Origin of the sequence: Corallococcus sp. AB049A (genome assembly GCF_003668885.1) — a bacterium.
GTDB classification, from domain to species: domain Bacteria; phylum Myxococcota; class Myxococcia; order Myxococcales; family Myxococcaceae; genus Corallococcus; species Corallococcus interemptor.
This window is the reverse complement of sequence record NZ_RAWL01000041.1, coordinates 10,804-33,076: the sequence shown is the minus strand read 5'-3', so window position 1 is coordinate 33,076 and position 22,273 is coordinate 10,804. Positions and strand designations below refer to the sequence as shown.

The 22,273-nt window shown below is 71.8% G+C and carries 5 protein-coding genes; all 5 read right to left on the bottom strand.

Annotated features, from left to right (window positions below; all coding sequences use genetic code 11):
• On the bottom strand, positions 1 to 2,653 hold a 2,653-nt coding region (locus D7X55_RS07040), incomplete at its 3' end, for a type I polyketide synthase (protein WP_158626330.1).
• Complete coding sequence (locus tag D7X55_RS07035; RefSeq protein WP_121722606.1) at positions 2,646 to 5,969, bottom strand: non-ribosomal peptide synthetase; 3,324 nt, start codon at positions 5,967 to 5,969, stop codon at positions 2,646 to 2,648. The genes D7X55_RS07040 and D7X55_RS07035, both read right to left, overlap by 8 nt.
• Before the next feature lie 2 nt (positions 5,970 to 5,971).
• Complete coding sequence (locus D7X55_RS07030; RefSeq protein ID WP_121722605.1) at positions 5,972 to 11,932, bottom strand: type I polyketide synthase; 5,961 nt, start codon at positions 11,930 to 11,932, stop codon at positions 5,972 to 5,974.
• Between the two features lie 43 nt (positions 11,933 to 11,975).
• Positions 11,976 to 16,637, bottom strand: a complete 4,662-nt coding sequence (locus D7X55_RS07025) for a type I polyketide synthase (protein WP_121722604.1) — start codon at positions 16,635 to 16,637, stop codon at positions 11,976 to 11,978.
• A gap of 45 nt (positions 16,638 to 16,682) precedes the next feature.
• Entirely contained in the window at positions 16,683 to 22,061 is a 5,379-nt protein-coding gene (locus tag D7X55_RS07020) for a non-ribosomal peptide synthetase (RefSeq protein WP_158626329.1), read from the bottom strand.
• Between the last annotated feature and the right edge of the window lie 212 nt (positions 22,062 to 22,273).

Below are 22,273 nucleotides of genomic sequence, written 5' to 3'. Positions count from 1 at the left end.
GGTCGTAGCGCTCGCGCTGGAAGGGGTAGGCGGGCAGGGGGATGCGGCGGCGGGACTCGCCCTTGTAGACGCGTCCAGCGGTCGTCTTCGCGCCCGCGAGCCACAGCTTCGCGAACGCGTCCATGGCGTGCGTGAGTGCGTCCTGCTGCGCATCGCGCGGCGCGGGCAGCGTCGTGAGGATGGCCGGGAACGTGCCCTCCTGCGCGTTGCGGCGCACCAGCGTGGCCAGCGCGTTGCCGGGACCGACCTCCAGGAAGACGTGCTCGGGGTCGTTGAGCAGCAGCGTCGCCGAGTCCTGGAAGCGCACGGCGTCACGCAGGTGGCGCGCCCAGTACGCCGGGCTCACCGCGTCCTCGCGCGTCACCCAGGTGCCGGTGACGTTGGACAGGTAGAGGTCCTTGGGCTCCTTGCGCGCGACCTTCGCCACCGCCTGGCGGAACTCCTCCACGATGGGGTCCATCATCTGCGAGTGGAACGCGTGCGACGTGTGCAGCCGCGACACCTCCACCTTCTGCGCCTCCAGCTTCGCCAGGAGCGCGTCCACCGCGTCGGCAGGGCCCGCCACGACGGTGAAGCCCGGCGCGTTCACGGCGGCCACGGAGATGCGCGCGTCCATCAGCGGCGCCAGCGCCTCCGGCGTCAGCCGCACGGACAGCATGGAGCCGGAAGGCAGCGACTGCATCAGCCGGCCACGCGTGGCCACCAGCGCCAGCGCGTCGTCCAGGCTGAACACGCCCGACAGGCACGCGGCCACGTACTCACCGATGCTGTGGCCGACCATCGCCTGCGGCGTCACGCCCCACGACGCCCACAGCTTCGCCAGCGCGTACTCGATGACGAACAGCGCGGGCTGCGTGAGCGACGTCTGCTTCAACTGCTCGGTGGCCTTCTCACGCGCGTCCGCGGCCGGGTACAGCACCGTGAGCAGGTCCAGGCCCAGGTGCGCCTTCAGCTTCTCCGCGCACGCGTCCACCTCCGCGCGGAAGACGGGCTCCTGCTCATAGAGGCCGCGGCCCATGTCCACGTACTGCGAGCCCTGGCCGGAGAAGAGGAACACCACCGGCCGGCGCGTGTTGGTGCCGGAGCCGCCCAGCAGCCGCCGAGCGTCCCGCAGCGCCGCCTTCGCGTCCGCGACGTCCTTCACCACCACCGCGCGGCGGTGCTCGTGGACATGGCGGCCCACCTGGAGCGTGTAGGCCACGTCCGCCAGGGACGCGTTCGGGTTCGCATCCAGGTGCGCGGCCAGCCGCTCCGTCGCCGCATCGAGCGCCGCGGGCGTGCGGGCGGACAGGGGCAGCACGTGCCACGGGCGCTTGGACGGCGCGGGGGCGGCCGCCTTCGGGGCCTCCTCCAGGATGACGTGCGTGTTGGTGCCGCCAATGCCAAAGGCGCTCACGCCCGCGCGGCGCGGCCCGTTCGCGGACGTCCACGGCCGGGGCTGCGAGGGCACGAAGAAGGGGCCCGCGTCGAAGTCGATGACCGGGTTGGGCTTCTCGAAGTGGGGGCTCGCGGGAATCTCGCCGTGCTCCATGGCGAGCACCGTCTTCACCACGCCCGCGATGCCGGCCGCCGCGTCCAGGTGGCCGATGGCCGCCTTGAGCGAGCCCAGCGCCACGCGCTTCTGGCCCGTCTCCTTGCCCCCGAAGGCCTGGTTGAGCGCGGCCACTTCAATCGGGTCGCCCAGCGGGGTGCCCGTCGCGTGGGCCTCCACGTACTGGATGTCGTCCGGCGTGACGCCGGCGATGGCCAGCGCTTCGGCGATGACCGCGGCCTGGCCCTCCACGCTGGGCGCGGTGAAGCCCACCTTGCCCGCGCCGTCGTTGTTCACCGCCGTGCCCAGCAGCACGCCGTGGATGGTGTCGCCGTCCTTCAGCGCGTCGGACAGACGCTTGAGCACCACCACCGCCGCGCCCGCGCCGCGCACGGTGCCGTTGGCCTTCGCGTCGAACGCGCGGCAGTAGCCGTCCGGCGAGAAGATCATCCCCTCCTGGTAGAGGTAGCCCGCCGTCTGCGGGAAGGACACGGACGAGCCGCCCGCGAGCGCCATGTCGCTCTCACCGGACAGCAGGCTCTGGCACGCCAGGTGGAGCGCCACCAGCGAGCTGGAGCACGCCGTCTGCACCGTCGCCGCGGGGCCGCGCAGGCCCAGCCGGTGGGACACGCGCGTGGCCACGTAGTCCTTGTCGTTGGCCAGCATCACGCCGAACGAACCGGCCGCGTCCATCAGGTCCGGCTGCCGCATCAGCGCGCGCAGCAGGTACGAGCTCAGGCTCACGCTCGCGTAGACGGCCACCGCGCCCTTGAAGCGGCCCGGGTCATAGCCGGCGTTGTCCAGCGACTCCCACGCGCACTCCATGAAGATGCGCTGCTGGGGGTCCATCAGCTCCGCCTCGCGCGGGCTGTAACCGAAGAGGCCCGCGTCGAACTCCGTCGCGCCCTCCAGCACGTAGCTGGAGCGCACCCACTGCGGGTGGGCGCGCAGGGCCTGGGGAACGCCCGCGTCGTCCAGCTCCGCGTCCGTGGGCACGCGGCGCGCGTCGCCACCACGGCGGAGCATCTCCCAGAAGCCCTCCAGCGTCTGCGCACCCGGGAAGCGGCCCGACAGGCCGACAATCGCGATGCGCTCCTCGCCACCACCCACTGCGTCACTCATCCGCGTCTCCATCCGTATCCACCCGCCCGCGCGAGGCCACCGCGCGGCGGTTGACCGTGCGTCGCGCCTCGGCACGGGAGCGGCCCGCCTGCGCCGCGTCCTCCGAGGGCGTCTCCTCCCGGCGCGACAGCCGCGCCGCCAGTGCCCGCACGGTGGGGTACTGGAAGAGGTCCGTGAGCGCCAGCGTCACGCCGAGCTCCGCCGTCAACCGGCGGTGCAACTGGAGCGCGAGCAGCGAGTTGCCACCCAGTTCGAAGAAGGGGTCGTCCAGGCCCACCCGCTCCACGTGGAGCAGGTCCTTCCACGCCTGGGCGATCTGCTGCTCGATGGCCGTCCCCGGCGCCACGAAGGGCCGGGACGGATCCACGCCACCGGCCTCCGGCGCGGGCAACGCCTTGCGGTCCGCCTTGCCGTTGGGGCTGAGCGGCATGCGCTCCAGCACCACGATGTTGGACGGGACCATGTACTCGGGCAGGCGCTCCAGCAGGTACGTGCGCAGCGCCGCGCCCTCCGGCTTCGCGTCCTTGCCGGTGACGTAGGCCACCAGCCGCTTCTGGCCCGGCCGGTCCTCGCGCGCGAGCACCACCGCCTGGCGCACCGTGGGGTGCTTCTCCAGCGAGGACTCAATCTCGCCCAGCTCGATGCGCAGGCCGCGGATCTTCACCTGGAAGTCCGCGCGGCCCAGGTACTCGATTTCGCCGTCCGGCAGCCACCGCGCCACGTCGCCCGTGCGGTACATGCGCGCGCCCGGCACCGTCGCGTACGGATCCGGGATGAAGCGCTCGGCGGTGAGAGAGGGCCGCGCCAGGTAGCCGCGCCCCACCTGCACGCCGCCGATGTACAGCTCGCCCGCCGCGCCCTGGGGCACCGGTTGCAGCTCCGCGTCCAGGATGCGGATCTGCGTGTTGTCCACCGGCCGGCCAATGGGCACGGAGCGGCGGCCGTCGTTCGCCTTGCACGCGTGGAACGTCACGTCCACCGCGGCCTCGGTGGGGCCGTAGAGGTTGTGCAGCCCCGCGCCGGGCAGCGTGCGCAGGCACAGCTCCTTCAGCTCCAGCGGCAGCGCTTCACCGCTGCACACCACGCGCTTCAGCGACGTGCACTCCGCCACGCCCGGCTCGTCCAGGAAGGCCTGGAGCATGGAGGGCACGAAGTGCAGCGTCGTCACGGACGCGGAGGAAATCAGCGCCTTGAGGTAGGCCGGGTCCTGGTGCCCGCCGGGCTTCGCGACCACCAGCTTCGCGCCCGTCATCAGCGGCCAGAAGAACTCCCAGACGGACACGTCGAAGCTGAACGGCGTCTTCTGGAGCACCACGTCCTGGGGCGTGAGCCCGTACGCGGACTGCATCCACAACAGGCGGTTCACCACCGGGCCATGGGCATTCATCGCGCCCTTGGGGCGGCCCGTGCTGCCGGACGTGAAGATGATGTACGCCAGCGAGTCCGCCGTGGCGGTGGGCGCGGGCGCGGTGGTGGGCTCGCGGGCAATCTCCTCCCAGCCCGTGTCCAGCTTCACCACCTTCGCGTCCGACGCGGGCAGCCGCGCCAGCAGCCGGTCCTGCACCAGGAGCACCGGGGGACGCGCGTCCTCCAGCATCCAGCCCAGGCGCTCCTGAGGGTAGCCCGGGTCCAGCGGAACGTACGCGCCGCCCGCCTTCAGCGTGCCCAGGATGCCCACCACCATCTCCAGCGAGCGCTCCACGCACAGGCCCACGCGCACTTCCGGGCCCACGCCGTGCTTGCGCAGCGCGTGCGCCAGCTGGTTCGCGCGGGCATCCAGCTCGCGGTAGGTGAGGCGGCTGCCCTCGAACTCCAGGGCGACGGCGTCCGGCGTGCTCGCCACCTGCGCCTCGAGGAGCGAGGTCAGCGTCGCGCCCTTCGGGTGCGCGACGGCCGTGTCGTTCCAGCCGTGCATCACGCGCTGGCGCTCGGCATCGGGCAACAGCGGCAGGCGGGAGATGGGCACGTCCGGCTGCGCGACAATGCCTTCGAGCAGCGTCAGGTAGTGGCCCAGCAGCCGCTCCGCCGTGGAGCGCTCGAAGAGGTCGGTGCTGTACTCGGCGGTGACGCGCAGGCCCTGCGGCAGGTCCACCAGCAAGAGCGACAGGTCGTACTTCGTCGTGCCGGTGTCCACCGGCTTCGCCTCCATCACCACGCCCGGGGCCTCCAGGGCCGGCATGGGCGCGTTCTGCAGGACGAACATCACCTGGAAGATGGGCGAGTGGCTGAGGTGCCGCTCCGGCTTGAGCGCGTCCACCAGCCGCTCGAACGGGATGTCCTGGTGCGCGTACGCGTCCAGCGTGGACTCGTGCACCCGGCGCAGCAGCTCGTTGAACGTGGGCTTGCCGGACAGGTCCGAGCGCAAGGCCAGCATGTTCACGAACAGGCCGATGAGCCCTTCAACCTCCGCGCGAGGACGGCCCGCGATGGGCGTGCCCACCACGATGTCGTCCTGCCCGGTGTAGCGGGACAGCAGGACGTTGAAGGCGGACAGCAGCGTGACGAAGAGCGTGCGGCCCTCGCGCTGACCCAGCGCCTTGAGCGCCTGGGTGAGGGCGGGGGACAGGTGCATCACCTGCCGCTCACCCTTGGAGCTCATCAGCGCCGGACGCGGCTTGTCCTGCGGCAGCTCCAGCAGCGCGTTCGGGTTGAGGCGGTTCTTCCAGTAGGTGAGCTGGCGCTCCAATTCCGCGCCCTGGAGCCATTCCTTCTGCCACGCCGCCCAGTCGGAATACTGCAGGGGCAGGGGCTTGAGCGGCGAGGGCTGCCCCTCCAGACAGGCGCGATACAGCACGGCCAGCTCGTGCACGAGCACGCCCATGGACCAGCCGTCGGAGACGATGTGGTGCTGATCCATCAGCAGCACCTGCTCGCCGTTGCCCAGGAGCATCAGCACGGCGCGCAACAGCGGCCCCTGCTCCAGGCTGAAGGGCTGCTGCGCCAGCGTCACCACGCGCCGCTGGGCCTCCGCCTCACGCTCCGTCACCGGCAGCCCCTGGAGGTCCATCACCTCCAGCGGCACCTCGCCCGTGGCGGCGATGATCTGCGCGGCGCCGCCCTCGCGCTCCTGGAAGGTGGTGCGCAGCGTGTCGTGCCGCTCCACCAGCAGGGCCAGGGCGCGCTGGAGCGCGTCCGTGTCCACGGTGCCCGTCAGGCGCACCGCGGTGGGCATGTGGAACGCCGCGCTGCCGGGGCTCCACTTGTCCAGGAACCACATCCGCTCCTGCGCGAAGGACAGGGGCGCCTGCTTCGAGGCAGGTCGCGACTTGTCCTTCAGCAGCTGCGCCAGGCGTGCTCGCTTCTCTTCGGGCGTCATGGTCAGGCCGCGTCCTCGCTGCTGCTGCTGTCACCACCGTCACCGCCGCCCGCGTCTTCCAGAATCGCGAGCAGCTCCGCCACCTGTTCGTCCGACAGCTGGTCCATGTTCTCCAGCAGCTTCTCCGCCTCGGCCGCCGTGACCTTCTGCTTCGCGGCGGGCGTGGCCACCGGCTGCGCGGGCACCAGGGGCTGCGTGGGCGTGGCGCCCTCCACGGAGTAGCCCAGGCGCTCAATCACCGCGTGGGTGGAGGCATCGAAGGGGCGGGGCCACTTGATGCGCTTCCAGGACTCGCCCATCTTCTTCTCGATGCCCTGGTGCTGGAGGATGTTCGGGTCGCCCAGGCCGCCCATCATGCGGTCCTTCTTGCCGTCGTACGGCTGGACCATGCGCTCGTCGAACTCGAGCCCCAGGAAGTGGGCCACGCCGGTCATCACCTTCGTGGGGTCCACGACCAGGTCCTCGTAGCGCACCCAGTGGCAGCGCTCACGGCCGATGCCGTCGAAGAAGTTGAGCAGGTTCCGGTTGGACAGGGCCCACACCGTCTCCGCCACCACGTAGGGGTCCACGTCCGCGTCGCCGAAGAGGCCGGCGGCGAAGAGGCGGTCGAAGCGCATCCGGAGGATGGACTCCATCACCGGGAGCGGGTGGCGGTAGAGGTAGATGTACTTGTTGCCCTCGAACATCCGCTCCGCGCGCTCCAGCGTCTCCACGTCCATGGCGTACGTGGGCGTCTTGTCCACGAGCAGCCGGGGCGCGGACTTCTCCTGGAGGCGGCGGTAGACGTCCTGCGCGGACACGTCATCCGCGACCAGCCGGTCCACCAGCGCGGCGCCGGCGGGCGAGTCCAGCTTCTCCAGCTCCATGAGCGCCCACTGCAGGCCGCCCGTGGTCCACTCCATCTCAGAGCCGAAGCCGATGTTCTGGCGCCACTCGCGCATGCTCTCGAAGAAGAGCAGGTTCACTTCCGGCGGGCAGAACAGCCGCGGGTGTCCCGCGAGCATCACGCGGAACAGCGTGGAGCCGGCGCGAGGGCTGGAGTGCACGAACACCATGGGCGGGTTCTTCTTCGCCGTGTTGGTGCGCTGCACGCCGGACACCTCGGCGCGGTAGGGCTTCAGCGGGTACGCGGACAGCGGCTTGTTCTCCGCGAAGCGCTGCGGGTCCTGCAGGCGGTCCATCTCCACCAGCAGGTACTTCGACAGCTCCGGGATGGACGGGTGCGCCTGCACCTCGTGCGGGTAGAGCTGGAACTTGAAGTCCTGCCGCAGGTCGTACTCCAGCTCCGCGCCCAGCGCGTGCAGGTCGTACCCCTTGAGGCTGCCGTCCGCGGGCAGCTTGTCCTGCGGGATGCGCAGGCCCTCGGAGATGTGGTGGCGCAGGTACTCGGTGAGCAGCGCGGGGCGCTCGGTGGGGAACGCGGTGCGCAGGCGCTCCGCGATGGGCTTCTCCGTGGAGGCCGCGCGCTTGCCCAGCTCCTGCTCCACGCGCCCGGCGACGCCCGCGACGGTGGGCGTCTCGAAGAGGCCGCGCAGTGACAGGTCCACCTTCAGCACCGCGTGGATGTGGTTGCGCAGCTGCGTGGCCAGCAGCGAGTGGCCGCCCAGCTCGAAGAAGTTGTCGTTGATGCCGATGCCGTCGATGCCCAGCACCTGCTCCCAGATGCCCGCGACCGTCTTCTCCAGCTCCGTGCGAGGCGCGGCGTAGGGCGTGAGGATGGAGGGACGGGCGTGCTTGTTGCCCTTCGCTGCGTCCTTCTTGCCCTTCTCCGCCTTCGTGGCCCGAGGCCCCTGACGGCGGCGCGCGGCCAGGTCACCGGTGGAGACGGCCAGCCGGCCGCCCTCGCCGTGCGACAGCGCGCGGCGCAGCGCCTCCAGGCCTTCGGCGGGCTGGATGGCGAACTGGGCCAGCGTGGGGGACAGCTCCGCCATGGCCTGCGCGTCCGCGAACTGCCACGCGTCCCAGTCCACGCTCAGCCACGGGTAGGCGAAGCCCTCCGTGCGGCTTTCCGCGAAGGCGTCCATGAAGGCGCTGGCGGAGGCCTGCGCCACCTGGCCCAGGCCGCCCAGCACGGACGACAGCGACGACACGAGGAGGCAGAACGCGGGGCCCTCCTTCGGCAGCACCTCTTCCAGCACGCGCACGCCGTGCACCTGCGGGCGGAAGTGCCAGGCGCACTCGTCCGGGCCCGTCTCCGCGATGGTGCCCAGCGTGGCGCCCTGCATGCCGCCCGCCGCGTGGATGACGCCGTCGATGCGGCCGAAGCGCGCCACCGCCGCGTCCACCACGCCGCGCATGGACTCCACGTCGGTGAGGGCCGCGGGCAGCACCAGCATCTCCACGCCCGTGCGCTCCAGGGCCAGCGCGCGCTGGATGCGGCGGGACACCGCGTCCTCGACGCCGTGCTTCTCCACCCACGCCGTCCACTGGCCGCGGCTGGGGAAGTCCGCCGTCTCCACCAGCGTCAGCTTCGCGTGGTGCACCGTGGCCAGCTCGGACGCCAGCGCGTGGCCGATGCCGGTGAGGCCGTCGGTGATGAGGTAGGCACCGCCGTCGCGCAGGACCTCGGCGCCGGCCGCCTCCAGGCGCACGGGCTCGAAGGTCTGCACCCAGCGCTGGCGGCCACGCAGGGCCACCACCGCGTCACGCGGCTCCGCGCGAAGCTCCGCGGCCAGCCGGTCCGCCACCGCGCCCGCGTCGCCGGGCACCACGTCCACGAAGCGGCAGGAGAGGTTCGGGTACTCCTGCGGCAGCACGCGCGAGGGGCCCACCAGCAGGGCCTGCTCCGGCAGCTGCGCATCCGCCTGCTCCACGCGGGCGGAGCGGCTGGTCACCACGGACCAGGTGAGCGGCTCCAGGTGGCCCGTCTCGCTCAGGGCACGGGCGAGGAACAGCTGGCTGTGGAAGCCGACGTCCAGTGACGCGGGCTCCTTCGACAGGCTCCACAGGTGCACGACGTTGGAGAACGCGCGGCCCTGCTTCTTCAGCGCCTCCAGCACCGCGCAGTAGTCCTCGCGGCGCGCCGGATCCACCGTGAATGAGCCATCCGGGCGCTGCTCGAAGCGCGCGCCGGGGACGACGCGGAAGATGTCCCCGCCCAGCTTCGGCGCCAGGGCCTCCGCCACGCCGGTGTCATCCGCGAGCACCAGCCAGCCCGCGCCCGCCGTGTCCTTCGCCTTGGGCAGCGGGGACAGCTTCCACGACGGCGCGTAGAACCAGTCCGCCACGTCCGGGCGCTTCGTCAGCGACGCGGGCGCGTCCGCGCGGGCACCGCCGCCCAGCGGCTTCGCGTCAATCCAGTAGCGCTCGCGCTGGAAGGGGTAGGTGGGCAGCGGCACGCGGCGGCGCTGCTCGTTGGACGCGAAGCCCTTCCAGTCCACCGTCACGCCGTTGAGCCACAGCCGGCCCAGCGCGCCCAGCAGCACCTGGAGGTCCGGAGCCTGCTCGCGAGGATGCCGCGTGGAGGCGATGAGCACGCGCGCTTCCGCGCCCGGCTGCTGCTTCGCCAGCGTGGTGAGCACCGTGCCGGGGCCCACTTCCAGGAGCGCCGCCTGCGGCCACTTGCGGGACAGCTCCTGGAGGCCCGCGGAGAAGCGCACGGCCTGGCGCAGGTGCGTGGCCCAGTAGTCCGGATCCGTCGCCTGCGCGGCCTCAATCCAGGTGCCCGTCACGTTGGACAGGAAGGGCAGGCCAGGCGCGCTGAGCTTCACCTGGCGCACGCGCGCGGTGAAGGCCGCGAGGATGGGGTCCATCATCGCGGAGTGGAACGCGTGCGACGTGTGCAGCCGCGACACCTCCACGCCCTGCGCCTCCAGCTTCGCCTGGAGCGCGTCCACCGCGTCGGTGGGGCCCGCCACGACGGTGAAGCCCGGCGCGTTCACCGCCGCCACGCTGACGTTCGCGGGGAGCAGCGGCTTGAGCGCGGACTCCTCCAGCTTCGCGGACAGCATGGAACCCGACGGCAGCCCCTGCATCAGCTTGCCGCGCGCGGCCACCAGCGCCAGCGCGTCGTCCAGGGTGAACACGCCCGCGAGGCACGCGGCCACGTACTCACCGATGCTGTGCCCCAGCATCGCGGAGGGCTTCACGCCCCAGGCCATCCACAGCTTCGCCAGCGCGTACTCCACGGCGAAGAGCGCGGGCTGCGTCAGCTCCGTGCGCGTCAGCGCCTGCGTCGCGGCCTCCGCCTTGGAGGCCTCCGGGAACAGCACCGTGCGCAGGTCCAGGCCCAGGTGCGACGTCAGCTTGTCCGCGCACGCGTCCAGGTGCCGCTTGAAGGTCGGCTCGGACGCGTACAGGTCGCGCGCCATGCCCACGTACTGCGAGCCCTGGCCGGGGAACAGGAACGCCACCGGCCGCTCGTGCACGTCCGGCGTGTGCGTCCACTGGCGCGGGCTGCCCTCCACGTCCAGCGCCGCGAGCGCGTCGTCGCGGTCGCGGCACACCAGCACGCGCCGCTTCGCCATGGCCTGACGGCCCGCCTGGAGCGTGAAGGCCACGTCCGCCAGCGCCTGCGCGGGGTGCGCCTTCAGGTGCGCGGCCAGGTTCTTCGTCGCCGCGTCCAGCGCCGCGTCGCTCTTCGCGGACAGCACCAGCAGCTGCGCGGGCCGGGACGCGCCGGAGGGCGGAAGGGCCGGGGCCTCCTCCAGCACGACGTGCGCGTTGGTGCCGCCCACGCCGAAGGAACTCACGCCCGCGCGGCGCGGGTGCTTGGGGTTCGCCTGCCAGTCCGTGAGCTTCGAGTTGACGAAGAACGGACCGCCCGAGAACGGAATCTCCGGGTTGACCTCCGTGACGTGGAGGCTGGGCGGAATCTGGCGGTTCTCCAGCGTCATCACCGCCTTGATGAGGCTGGACACGCCGGCCGCGTTGGCCAGGTGGCCGATGTTGCTCTTGAGCGAGCCCACCGGAATCTTCGGAGGGTTCGCCTTCGCCGCCGCCGAGCGGAACTTGAACGCCTTGTTGAGCGCGCGCACCTCGATGGGGTCGCCCATCTTCGTGCCGGTGCCGTGCGCCTCCAGGTAGCCGATGGTCTCCGGGGCCACGCCCGCGGCGCCCAGGGCCTCGGTGATGACGGTGGCCTGGCCCTCCACGCTGGGGGCGGTGAAGCCCACCTTCAGCGCGCCGTCGTTGTTGATGGCGCTGCCCTTGATGATGGCGTGGATGTGGTCGCCGTCTTCAATGGCGTCCGCCAGCCGCTTGAGCACCACCACGCCCACGCCGCTGCCGAACACCGTGCCCTCCGCCTTCGCGTCGAACGCGCGGCAGTGGCCGTCCGGGGACACGATGCCGCCGGGCACGAAGGGGTAGCCCTCCGGGTGCTTCACGTGCACGGACACGCCGCCGGCCAGGGCCAGGTCGCACTCTTCATTCAAGAGGCTCTGGCAGGCCGCGTGCGTGGCCACGAGCGACGTGGAGCACGCGCTGGTGATGGAGTAGCTGGGGCCGCGCAGGTTGAGCTTGTACGCGACGCGGGTGGCCAGGAAGTCGCCGCCGTTGTTCACGTCCACCTGCACCTGGTCCATGCCGCTCAGCTGGTCGAAGTTGGGGACCAGGTGGAACACCAGGTACGTGTTCGTGGCCGCGCCCGCGAACACGCCGATGGAGCCGTCGAAGCCCTCGGGCGTGTGGCCCGCCTTCTCCAGCGCCTCCCACGCGCACTCCAGGAAGACGCGGTGCTGCGGATCCATCAGCTCCGCCTCGCGGGGCGTGAAGCCGAAGAAGCCCGCGTCGAACAGCTCCATGCCGGCCAGCGCGGCGCTGGCCTTCACGTGGCGCGGGTCCTTGCGCAGGACGGGGTCCACGCCCAGCTTCTCCAGCTCCGCGTCGGGTACGGGCTGGATGGACTCCACGCCGTCGCGCAGGTTCTTCCAGAAGGAGTCCAGGTCGGGAGCGCCGGGGAAACGTCCGGCCATGCCGACGATGGCGATGGCCTGCGCGTCGATGTTCGATTCAGCGGACATGGGGTGTGCTCGGGCTTCGAAAGGTGGGGGAGGGAGGGGACGGCTACTCCTCGTCGGTGGCGCCTTCGCCCCGGCGATTCGCGCGGCGCGCACGGCGGCGCTCCCCGCGGCTGAGCGCCTCGGTCTCCTCGGGCGCGGCTTCCGTGTCCTCGCTGCCGCTGGCGGCCTTGAGCAGCCTGGCCAGCGCCCCCACGGTGGGGCCTTCGTAGAGGGTGACGGCCGGCAGCGCGACGCCGAACTGCTCGCGCACGCGGGCAATCAGCTTCACGCCGACGAGCGAGTTGCCACCCAGCTCGAAGAAGTTGTCGTGCACGCCGACCTGGTCGATGCCCAGCGTCGTCTGCCACAGCTGGGCGATCTGCTCCTCCAGCGCGTCGCGCGGCGGCACATAGGCGTTCTGCAGGGTGGGCCGGGGCGTGGTGCCCAGGGCCGAGCCCGCGTCCTGCTTCTTCGCCTGTTCCTGCTCCTGAGCCGCGGCCGGCTGCGCCCACTTGCGAGCGCGGGCGCGCAGGTTGCTCGTGGACACGGCCACGTGGGACACGGCGCCCAGCTGGAAGAGCTGCTCGAAGGCGTCCTCGCCCTCGGAGGCCGTGATGGCCAGCGCGCCGAACGGGCTCTGCGCGCCGCCCGCGCGGGACTCGTACTGCCACGCGTCCCAGCCCACGCTCATCCACGGCACCGGCGACGTCTGCGCCTGCTTGGTGGCGAACGCGTCCATGAAGGACGTGGCCGCCGAGTACGACGCCAGGCCCAGTCCGCCCAGCACCGCCGCCAGCGACGACGACAGCACGCAGAAGTCCAGCGCGCGTCCGCGCACCGCCTCCTCCAGCGCGTACAGCCCGCGCACGCGGCCATGGAACGTGTCGCGCACGTCCTCGGGGCGAGTGTCCGGGATGGCGCGGAAGAGCGCCTGGCCCACGTCACCCGCCGCGAACACCACGCCGTGCAGCGCGCCGAAGTGCGTCAGCGCCGCGTCCACCGCCTCCTTCACCTGGACCTTGTTGCCCGCGTCCACGGCGACGGTGTGCACCTGGGCGCCCAGCGCCTCCAGCTCGCGCACCTGACGGATGCGGCGGGAGACGGCGTCGTCCTCGCCATGCGCGGACAGGTGCGCGTCCCACTGCGAGCGCTCCGGCAGCGCCGTGCGGCCCGCGAGCACGAGCTTCGCCTTCGCGCGCTTCGCCAGCGACTTCGCGTGGGAGAAGCCCAGCGTGCCGAACCCGCCGATGAGCAGGTACACGCCCCCATCGCGCAGCGGCAGTTGTGCGCTGCGAGGCGCGTCCGCCGGCACGTGCTCGAAGTGCTGCACCCACCGGGCGCCGCCGCGGTACGCGATGACGTTCTCCAGCTTGGAGGGCGTGGCGGCCTCGGACAGCAGGGCCTCCACCAGCGCCGTCTCCTGCCAGCTGCCGGAGGGCGGCAGGCGCACGTCCACGGCCTTCGCGGACAGGTGGCCGTACTCCTGCGGAATCACGCGCACCGGGCCCAGCACGGTGGACAGCTCCGGGTTCGGAGCCTCATCGCCCAGCGCCTGCATGCGGTTCGTCACCGCGACCAGCGACACGGGACGCGTGCCGGGCTGACGGCCCAGGGCCTGCGCCAGGGACAACAGCCCCAGGAAGCCCTTGCCCAGCGCGGACTCGAAGTCCGCCTCGCCGTGCACGTCGCCCAGGCCCAGCGTGCCCAGGTGCAGCACGTGGTCCGGAGCGCGGCCCTGCGCGGTCAGCGCCTCCAGCACCGTGGCCTCGCCACCCAGCGCGAGCGACCAGTGGTGCTCGTCGTGCTTCGCGGTGACGGCGGCCGGGGTGATGCGCACCACGTCCTGGCCGGCCTCGCCCAGCTTGAGCGCGAGCCGCGCGCCCAGGCCCTCGTTGGAGTCATCCGGGAGCAGCAGCCACCAGGTGGCCTTCTTCTCACTCCAGGTGCCCTGCGGCGACGGCAGCGCGCGCTGCCACGACGGCAGGTAGAACCAGCGGGCCACGGGCTGCTTCTGATCCGCGGAGGCCCACTCGGAGCGCTCGCCGTCGGCGGCGGTCTCCTTGCGCGGGTCCACCCAGTGCTTCTGACGCTCGAAGGGGGACGTGGGCAGCGCGATGCGGCGGCGCTTCTCACCACCCCGGAACGCGTCCCAGTCCGCCTCCACGCCCTCCAGCCACAGCCGGCCCAGCGTGCCCAGCACGTGGTCCAGGTCCGCGACCTGCTCCTTGGGGTGGCGCAGCGAGTTGATCAGCGCGTGCTTCGCGCCCTTGTCCGGGTGCTGCCGCGCCAGCGTCACGAGCGTGTTGCCCGGGCCGACCTCCAGCAGGATGGCGTCGGACTCCTTCAGCAGCTCGCCCACGCCGTCCGCGAAGCGCACCGCGCCGCGCAGGTGCTTGGCCCAGTAGTCAGGGCTCGTGGCCTGCTCGGCGGTCACCCAGGTGCCGGTGACGTTGGACAGGTAGGGCTTCGCCGGCGCCTTCCGGGCCACCTTGCGCACCGCCTCGCGGAAGGCGTCCAGGATGGGGTCCATCATCGCCGAGTGGAACGCGTGCGACGTGTGCAGCCGCGAGGACGCCAGGCCCTGGAGCTTCAGCGTCTCCACGAACGCGTCGATGAGCGGCGTGGGGCCGGCGACGACGCACGTGGCCGGGCTGTTCACCGCCGCCACGGACAGGCCTTCCGGGAGCATGGGCGTGACGTGCTCTTCCGGCAGGGACACCGCGAGCATGGAGCCCGCGGGCAGGGACTGCATCAGCCGGCCGCGCGCGGCCACCAGGGCCAGCGCGTCATCCAGGCTGAACACGCCCGCGAGGCACGCGGCCACGTACTCACCGATGCTGTGGCCCACCATCGCGTGCGGCGTCACGCCCCACGACTCCCAGAGCTTCGCCAGCGCGTACTCGATGACGAACAGCGCGGGCTGCGTGAGGCCCGTCTGCTTCAGGCGCTCCGACGCCAGCTCGCGCGACTCCGCGGCCGGGTAGAGCACCGTGCGCAGGTCCAGGCCCAGGTGCGGCTTGAGCTTCTCCGCGCAGGTGTCCACCTGGGCGCGGAAGGCGCTCTCCGTCTCATACAGCTCGCGGCCCATGTCCACGTACTGCGAGCCCTGTCCGGAGAACATGAACATCACCGGACGGCCGCTGTTCTCCGCGCTGCCGGAGAAGACGCGGCCCGGGGTGCGCTCCGCCAGCGCGGAGGCCAGCTCCGCCGTGGTGCGCGCCACCACCGCGCGGCGCTTGCCGAAGCGCTTGCGGCCCACCTGGAGCGTGTACGCCACGTCCGCCAGGTCCACGTCCGGGTTCTCGCGCAGGTGCGCGGCCAGCCGGTCCGTGGCGACCTCCAGCGAGTTCTCCGTGCGCGCCGACAGCAGCACCACCTGCGCGGGCAGGCGGGCCTTGTCGGTGGCGGGCAGCTCCGGCGCCTCCTCCAGGATGGCGTGCGCGTTGGTGCCGCCCATGCCCAGCGACGTGACGCCCGCGCGGCGCGGCGTCTCACCGCGAGGGAAGTCGCGCAGCTCCGTGTTCACGTAGAACGGGCTGTTGGGGAAGTCGCACGCCGGGTTGGGCGTCTTGAAGTTGAGGCTGGGCGGAATGACCTTGTGGTGCAGCGTGAGGGCCGCCTTGATGAAGCCCACCGCGCCCGCCGCCGAGTCCAGGTGGCCGATGTTGCTCTTCACCGAGCCCAGCGCGCAGAAGTTCTTCTTGTCCGTGCCCTGGCGGAAGGCCTGCGTGAGCGCCGCGACCTCGATGGGGTCGCCGACCTTGGTCGCGGTGCCGTGCGCCTCCACGTAGCCGATGGAGTCCGGCTCCACGCCCGCGACGGCCTGCGCCAGCGCGATGACCTCCGCCTGACCCGCGACGGCCGGGGCCATGTAGCTGACCTTCTGCGAGCCGTCGTTGTTCACCGCCGAGCCGCGCACCACCGCGTAGACGGTGTCACCGTCCTTGAGCGCGTCCGACAGGCGCTTGAGCGCGACCACCGCCGCGCCGTGGCCGGCGACGAAGCCCGCGGCCTCCGCGTCGAAGGTGTGGCAGTGGCCGTCCGGCGCCGTGGTGCCACCCTCGTGGTACAGGTAGCCCGCCTTCTCCGGGAAGTGGATGGACACGCCACCGGCCAGCGCCATGTCGCACTCGAACGACAGCAGGCTCTGGCAGGCGTAGTGGATGCACGTGAGCGACGTGGAGGACGAGGACTGGACCGTGACGGCCGGGCCCTTCAGGTCCATCCGGTACGCCACTTCCGTGGTGAGGCTGTCCTTGTCGTTGCCGATGGACGCCTGGAGGCTCTCCACCGACGCGACGTGCGCCAGGTGCGAGTACAGGTTGGAGAGCAGGTACGTGTTCATGCTCATGCCGCCGAACACGCCCACGCGGCCGGGCTGGCGCTCCGGGCTGTAGCCGGCGCTCTCCATGGCCTCCCACGCGCACTCCAGGAAGACGCGGTGCTGCGGATCCATCAGCGCGGCCTCGCGGGGGTTCATCCCGAAGAAGGCCGCGTCGAACTGATCCGTGTCGCCCAGCGTGCCGCGGGCCTTCACGTAGTTGGGTGCGCGGACCATCGCGGGGTCGGCGCCCTCCGCGATGAGCTCCTCGTCGGTGAAGAACGTGATGCTCTCCACGCCGCCGGTGAGGTTCTTCCAGAACTCGGCGATGGTCTTCGCGCCGGGAAGCCGGCCACCCAGGCCGATGACCGCGATGCCATCCACTTCGGGGGTGTCAGTGCTCATGGAGCCGTCCTTCGAAATCTGGGGGGTGTGCCTGAAAGTCGTTCGTTACTTGCGGCCGCGCGCCTGCTGACGCTTCGCCTGGGCGGCGCGGCGGCGCTCCGCCTCGTCCTTGATCTTCTGGGAGGCCGCGCCCGAGTCCTCGCCCTTGTTCGCGAGGTGCTGGGCCAGCGCGCTCACCGTGGTGAACTTGAACATGTCCACCAGCGCGAGGTCCGCGCCCAGCTCTTCCTTCAGGCGCCGGTGGGCCTGCGCGATGAGCAGCGAGTTGCCACCCAGCTCGAAGAAGTTGTCGTTGAGGCCCACGCGCTCCACCTTGAGCACCGCCGCCCAGATGGCCGCCACGCTGCGCTCCACCGCGCTCTGCGGCTGGGCGTAGGCGACGCCGGAGGCGAGGCGCGCCCCTTCCGGCGCGGGCAGCGCCTTCGCGTCCACCTTGCCGTTGGGCGACAGGGGCAGCGCGGACAGCGGCACGTACGCGGACGGCAGCATGTACGGCGGCAGTCCTTCCGCGAGGAAGGTGTTCAGGTCCGAGTGCGTGGGCGCGGGCTCGCCCAGCACCACGTAGGCCACCAGGCGCTTGTCGCCGGGCGAGTCCTCGCGCGCCATCAGGAACGCGTCCTTCACGGCCGGGTGGCGGCGCACGGCGGCCTCCACCTCACCCAGCTCGATGCGGAAGCCGCGGATCTTCACCTGATCATCCGCGCGGGACAGGAACGTGAGCACGCCGTCCGGCAGCCAGCGCGCGCGGTCGCCCGTGCGGTACAGGCGCTCGCCCTTGTCGGAGGCGAACGGGTTCGCGACGAAGCGCTCCGTGGTCAGCTCCGGCCGCTTCCAGTACCCGCGCGCCACGCCCAGGCCGCCGACGTACAGCTCACCGGCGACGCCCACGGGCAGCAGGTTCTTCTCCGCGTCCAGCACGTACACGTCCGTGTTGATGACGGGCCGGCCAATGGGCACCCACGCGTGGCCCTGCAGGTCCTCCACCGCCATGCGGTGGTAGGTGGAGCACACGGTGGTCTCCGTGAGGCCGTAGCCGTTCACCACCGGCACGGTGGCCAGCAGCTTCTCCACGTCGCTGGCCACCAGCGCCTCTCCACCGGAGAGCACCAGCTTGAGCGGCGGCAGCTGCTCCAGGCGCGCGTTGAGCCCGGCGATGACCGCGGGCACGGTGCTCACGATGGTGACGGTGTGGCGGGTGATCAGCTGGAACAGCCTCTCCTGGTCGAGGATCTCATCCTCGGTGGGCAGCACCAGCGCGCCACCCGTGCACAGGAGCGGGAGGATTTCGCCCACGAAGCTGGCCGAGGCCACCGACGTGAGCGGCAGCATCCGGTCCGTGGCCGTGGGCGCGTAGGACTCCACGAACGAGCGGACGAGGTTCGCCAGGCCGCCGTGCTCCAGCATCACGCCCTTGGGCTGGCCGGTGGAGCCGGAGGTGTAGACGAGGCACGCTAGGTCCCCGGCCGCCACCGTCGCGGCGGGCGCGGAGGACAGCGCGCCGTCCAGCGGCTGGTCCACGAACAGCGTGCGCGCGGTGGTGCCGGAGGGCAGCGTGCGCTGGAGCCAGGACTGGGTGATGAGGACCGGCGCCTGCGTGTCGCCCAGGATGAAGGCCACGCGCTCGGACGGGTAGGCCGGGTCGATGGGCACGTACGCCGCGCCCGCGGCCATCACCGCCAGCACGGACACCAGCGTCTCCACCGAGCGCTCCAGGCAGATGCCCACGATGTCGCCCGGCTTCACGCCCGCGCCGCGCAGCCACGAAGCCAGCTGGCCTGCGCGCGCATCCAGCTCGCGGTAGGTGAGCTGCGCGTCCTTGAAGAGGACCGCGACGTTGTCCGGCGTGCGCGCCACCTGGGCAGCGAAGAGCGCGGGCAGCATGTCCTTCTGCGTGAGCGGCACGCGGGGACCCTTCCAGGTCTCCAGGAGCTGCTGCCGTTCAGGCTGCGTGAGCAGCGGCAGCCCCGCGAGCGCGCGGCCCGGCCAGGCGGCGATGCCGGACAGCAGCGTGGCCAGGTGCCCGGCCATGCGCTCGATGGTGCCGGCCTCGAAGAGGTCGGTGTTGTACTCGAAGGAGGCCACCAGCTCGCCGTCCGCCTCGCCCATGGTGAGGGTGAGGTCGAACTGCGCGCCGCCGTGCGACAGCACCAGCGATTCGATGGGCAGGCCCGCCACGGTGGACTTCGCGCCCGGGATGTCCAGGGCGAAGGGCGTGAGGCCGCGCTCGTCCAGCTTGGAGGCGCGCTGGTAGACGAACATCACCTGGAACAGCGGCGAGCGGCTCTGGTCCCGCACCGGCTGCAGCCGGTCCACGAGCGCGCTGAAGGGGTAGTCCTGGTGCTCCAGCGCGCCCAGCATCGTCTGGCGCGTCTGGGCCAGGTAGTCCGTGAAGGACAGGGTGGGGGACGGGCGCGTGCGCACCACCAGCGGGTTGACGAAGTAGCCGGTGATGCCCGCCAGCTCCGCGCGTCCGCGGCCCGCGCTCACCACGCCCAGCGTGAAGTCCTGCTGGCCGGTGTAGCGGTGCAGCAGCACCTGGAACGCCGTCTGGAGCACCATGTTCGGCGTGGCGCCGTTATCACGCGCGAGCGTCTTCACCGCGCTCGCGACGTCCGCGCTCAGCCGGGTGGTGTGGACGCGGCCGTTGAAGGTCTGCGCCGGGGGACGCGGGTGGTCCGTGGGCAGGTCCAGCACGGGCAGCGTGCCGGACAGCTGCTCGCGCCAGTACTTCTCCAGCGCCTGGCCGCGAGCACCGGTGAGCATCTCCGCCTGCCAGCGCGCGTAGTCCGCGTACGTGCGCGCGGGCTGCGCCAGCGTGGGCCGCTTGCCCAGCTTGAGCGCGGGGTAGAGCGCGTCCAGCTCCTCCGCCATCACCGCCAGCGACCAGAAGTCGGTGACGATGTGGTGCATCGCGATGAGCAGCGCGTGGTCCTCCGCGGACCGCGACACCAGCCGCACGCGCAGGAGCGGACCCTTCTCCAGGTCGAACGGGCGGCGGGCCTCGGCGGACAGGTGCTCCGCCACCTGCGCGTCGCTCCAGCCCTTCGCGTCCGTGGTGGTGAAGTCCAGCGGCAGCTCCGCGTGCACGCGCTGCACGGGGCCGGTGGCCGCCATGACGAACGTGGTGCGCAGGGCGGGGTGGCGGGCCACCAGCGCCTCGAAGGCGCCCTTCAGCGCGTTCGCGTCCAGCCCCGCGCGCACGCGCACCGCGACGGGCACGTGGTAGGCGGCGCTGTCCGGCGCCAGCTGGTGCATGAACCACAGCGCCTGCTGTCCGCCGGACAGGGGCGCGTCACCGGTGGCGGACGACGCGGCCACCGCGCTGGAGGCCTGCTGGGACGGGGGCGCCGACATCAGCGTCACCACGGCCTCCGCCAGCTTCGACAGCGACACGCCCTGGAGCACGTCCGACAGCGGCAGGTCGATGTTCAGCCCCGCGTCCACCGCGCTCTTGAAGTCCACCGCCATCAGCGAGTCCACGCCGTAGGCATGCAGTGGCTTGCTCGCGTCCACCTGCGCGGTGGGCAGCCGCAGCACCTGCGCGGCCTGCTCCTGCAGGAACACCGTCACCATGGCCCGGCGCGCGGTGGGGTCCGTCACCACCGCCAGCATCTTCTGCAGCATGCTGGTGTCCGGGCCCACGGGCGCGGTCGCGGCGGCGGCCTCCGGAGTGGCGGTCTTCACGGCCTCGGGCGCCGGGGCGGCGGCCGCGGCGATGACGCTCTTGTGCAGCGCCTCCAGCGTGTCCGCGACGTACTCCGCGCGGGTGGCGAAGCGCTGGATCTTGCCGCTGGAGGTCTTCGGGATGGCGCCCGGCCCCAGCAGCACCACGCCCTGGGCCTGCAGGTCGTGCCCGGCCGCCACGGCCTGCCGGATGCCCTGCGCCAGCGCGTCCAGGTCCACGCCGTCGCGCTCCACCGCGCGGCGGTCCACCTCCGTCACGACGATGAGGCGCTCCTCGTCATCCTGCTCGATGGAGAACGCCGCCGTGCAGCCGGGGCGGATGGCGGGGTGGGCGGACTCCACCGTGCGCTCGATGTCCTGCGGGTAGTGGTTGCGCCCGCGGATGATGATCAGGTCCTTCAGGCGGCCCGTGACGAACAGCTCGCCGTCCGCGAGGAAGCCCAGGTCGCCCGTGCGCAGGTACGGCGTCGGGTCGCCCGTGCCGGCCAGCGGCTGCTGGAACGTGGTGCGCGTCTGCTCGTCGCGGCCCCAGTAGCCCTGCGCGATGCTGGGCCCGGCGACGCGAATCTCACCCACCTGGCCCGCCGGCAGCGGCGCGCCCGTCTCCGGATGCGCGATGACCAGGCGCTGGTCGGTGAGGTTGCGGCCGGAGCCCACCAGCGTCTGGGCGCCGGGGCTCGCCGCCTCCTTCGCCACCACGCGGTTGTCCTTCAGCGCGCCCGCGTCCACGGTGCGCTGCACGGGCAGCTCGCGCTTGTCACCACCCGAGGCGATGAGCGTGCCTTCCGCCAGGCCGTAGCAGGGATAGATGGCCTCCGAGCGGAACCCCTGCGGACCGAACGCCTCCGCGAAGCGCCGGAGCGTGTCCGGCATGATGGGCTCCGCGCCGTTGAAGGCCAGGTCCCAGTGGCTCAGGTCCAGCTTCGCGCGCTCCTCCGGCGTGGACTTGCGCACGCACAGGTCGAACGCGAAGTTGGGCCCGCCGCTCGTGGTGGCCTTGTAGCGGGAGATGGCCTCCAGCCAGCGCATGGGGCGCTTGAGGAAGTCCACCGGCGAGAACAGCGTCACCGGGAAGCCGCCGTACAAGGGCTGCAGGATGCCGCCGATGAGGCCCATGTCGTGGTACGGCGGCAGCCAGATGACGCCCTGGCTCTTGTCCGAGTGACCGAAGCACTCGTGGATCAGCTTCGAGTTGTGCAGCAGGTTGCCGTGCGTCAGCACCACGCCCTTGGGCGACGACGTGGAGCCGGACGTGTACTGGAGGAACACCCGCGTGTCCGTGGCCACGCCCGGGTCCTTCCACCCCTCGGCGACCTCCGCGTCCAGCGTGTCCGTGGCGATCCAGTGCAGCTCCCGCAGCTCCGGCGCCTGCTCGAAGAGCATCTCCCCCATGCCGTAGATGAAGTCGGTGGTGAGGGCGATGGTGGCCTGCGCGTCCTGGCTGATGGCCAGGAGGCGCGGCAGTGTGCGCGCCAGGCGCATGGGGTCCGGCGGATAGATGGGGACCGCGATGACGCCCGCGTACAGACAGCCGAAGAACCCGGCGATGTAGTCCAGCCCGGGCGGGTACAGCAGCAGCGCCCGCTGCCCCTGCGCGCCGCGCGCCTGGAGCGCCGCCGCGATGGCGCGGGCCTTCTGATCCAGCTCCGCGTACGTCAGGTGCGCTTCGTCCGTTTCCCCGTCCAGCAGGAACGTGAAGCCACGGCGGTCTCCCTGGGTGCTTGCGCGGACGCGCAGCAATTCAACCAGAGTGGAAAACGCAAAGTCGGTGGCCGGGGAGAAACCGGGCAGGGTTCCAGTGGGCATTGACGCGACTCCTGGGATGCGGGGGTGTTCCGTGCACGGGGAGCACGGAGGCGCGAATTCAGGGGCCGGGGTGCTGCGGTCTCCCGGCAAGACACGGTTTCAAGAGGTCAGTCGCAAGCAGCACCCGCCGTGAAGGGGCGTTGTTT

Bases quoted from the DNA above. Each gene is read 5' to 3' on its own strand.
- D7X55_RS07030 (WP_121722605.1), bottom strand. From the start codon at position 11,932: ATGTCCGCTGAATCGAACATCGACGCGCAGGCCATCGCCATCGTCGGC.
- D7X55_RS07035 (WP_121722606.1), bottom strand. From the start codon at position 5,969: ATGACGCCCGAAGAGAAGCGAGCACGCCTGGCGCAGCTGCTGAAGGAC.
- D7X55_RS07025 (WP_121722604.1), bottom strand. From the start codon at position 16,637: ATGAGCACTGACACCCCCGAAGTGGATGGCATCGCGGTCATCGGCCTG.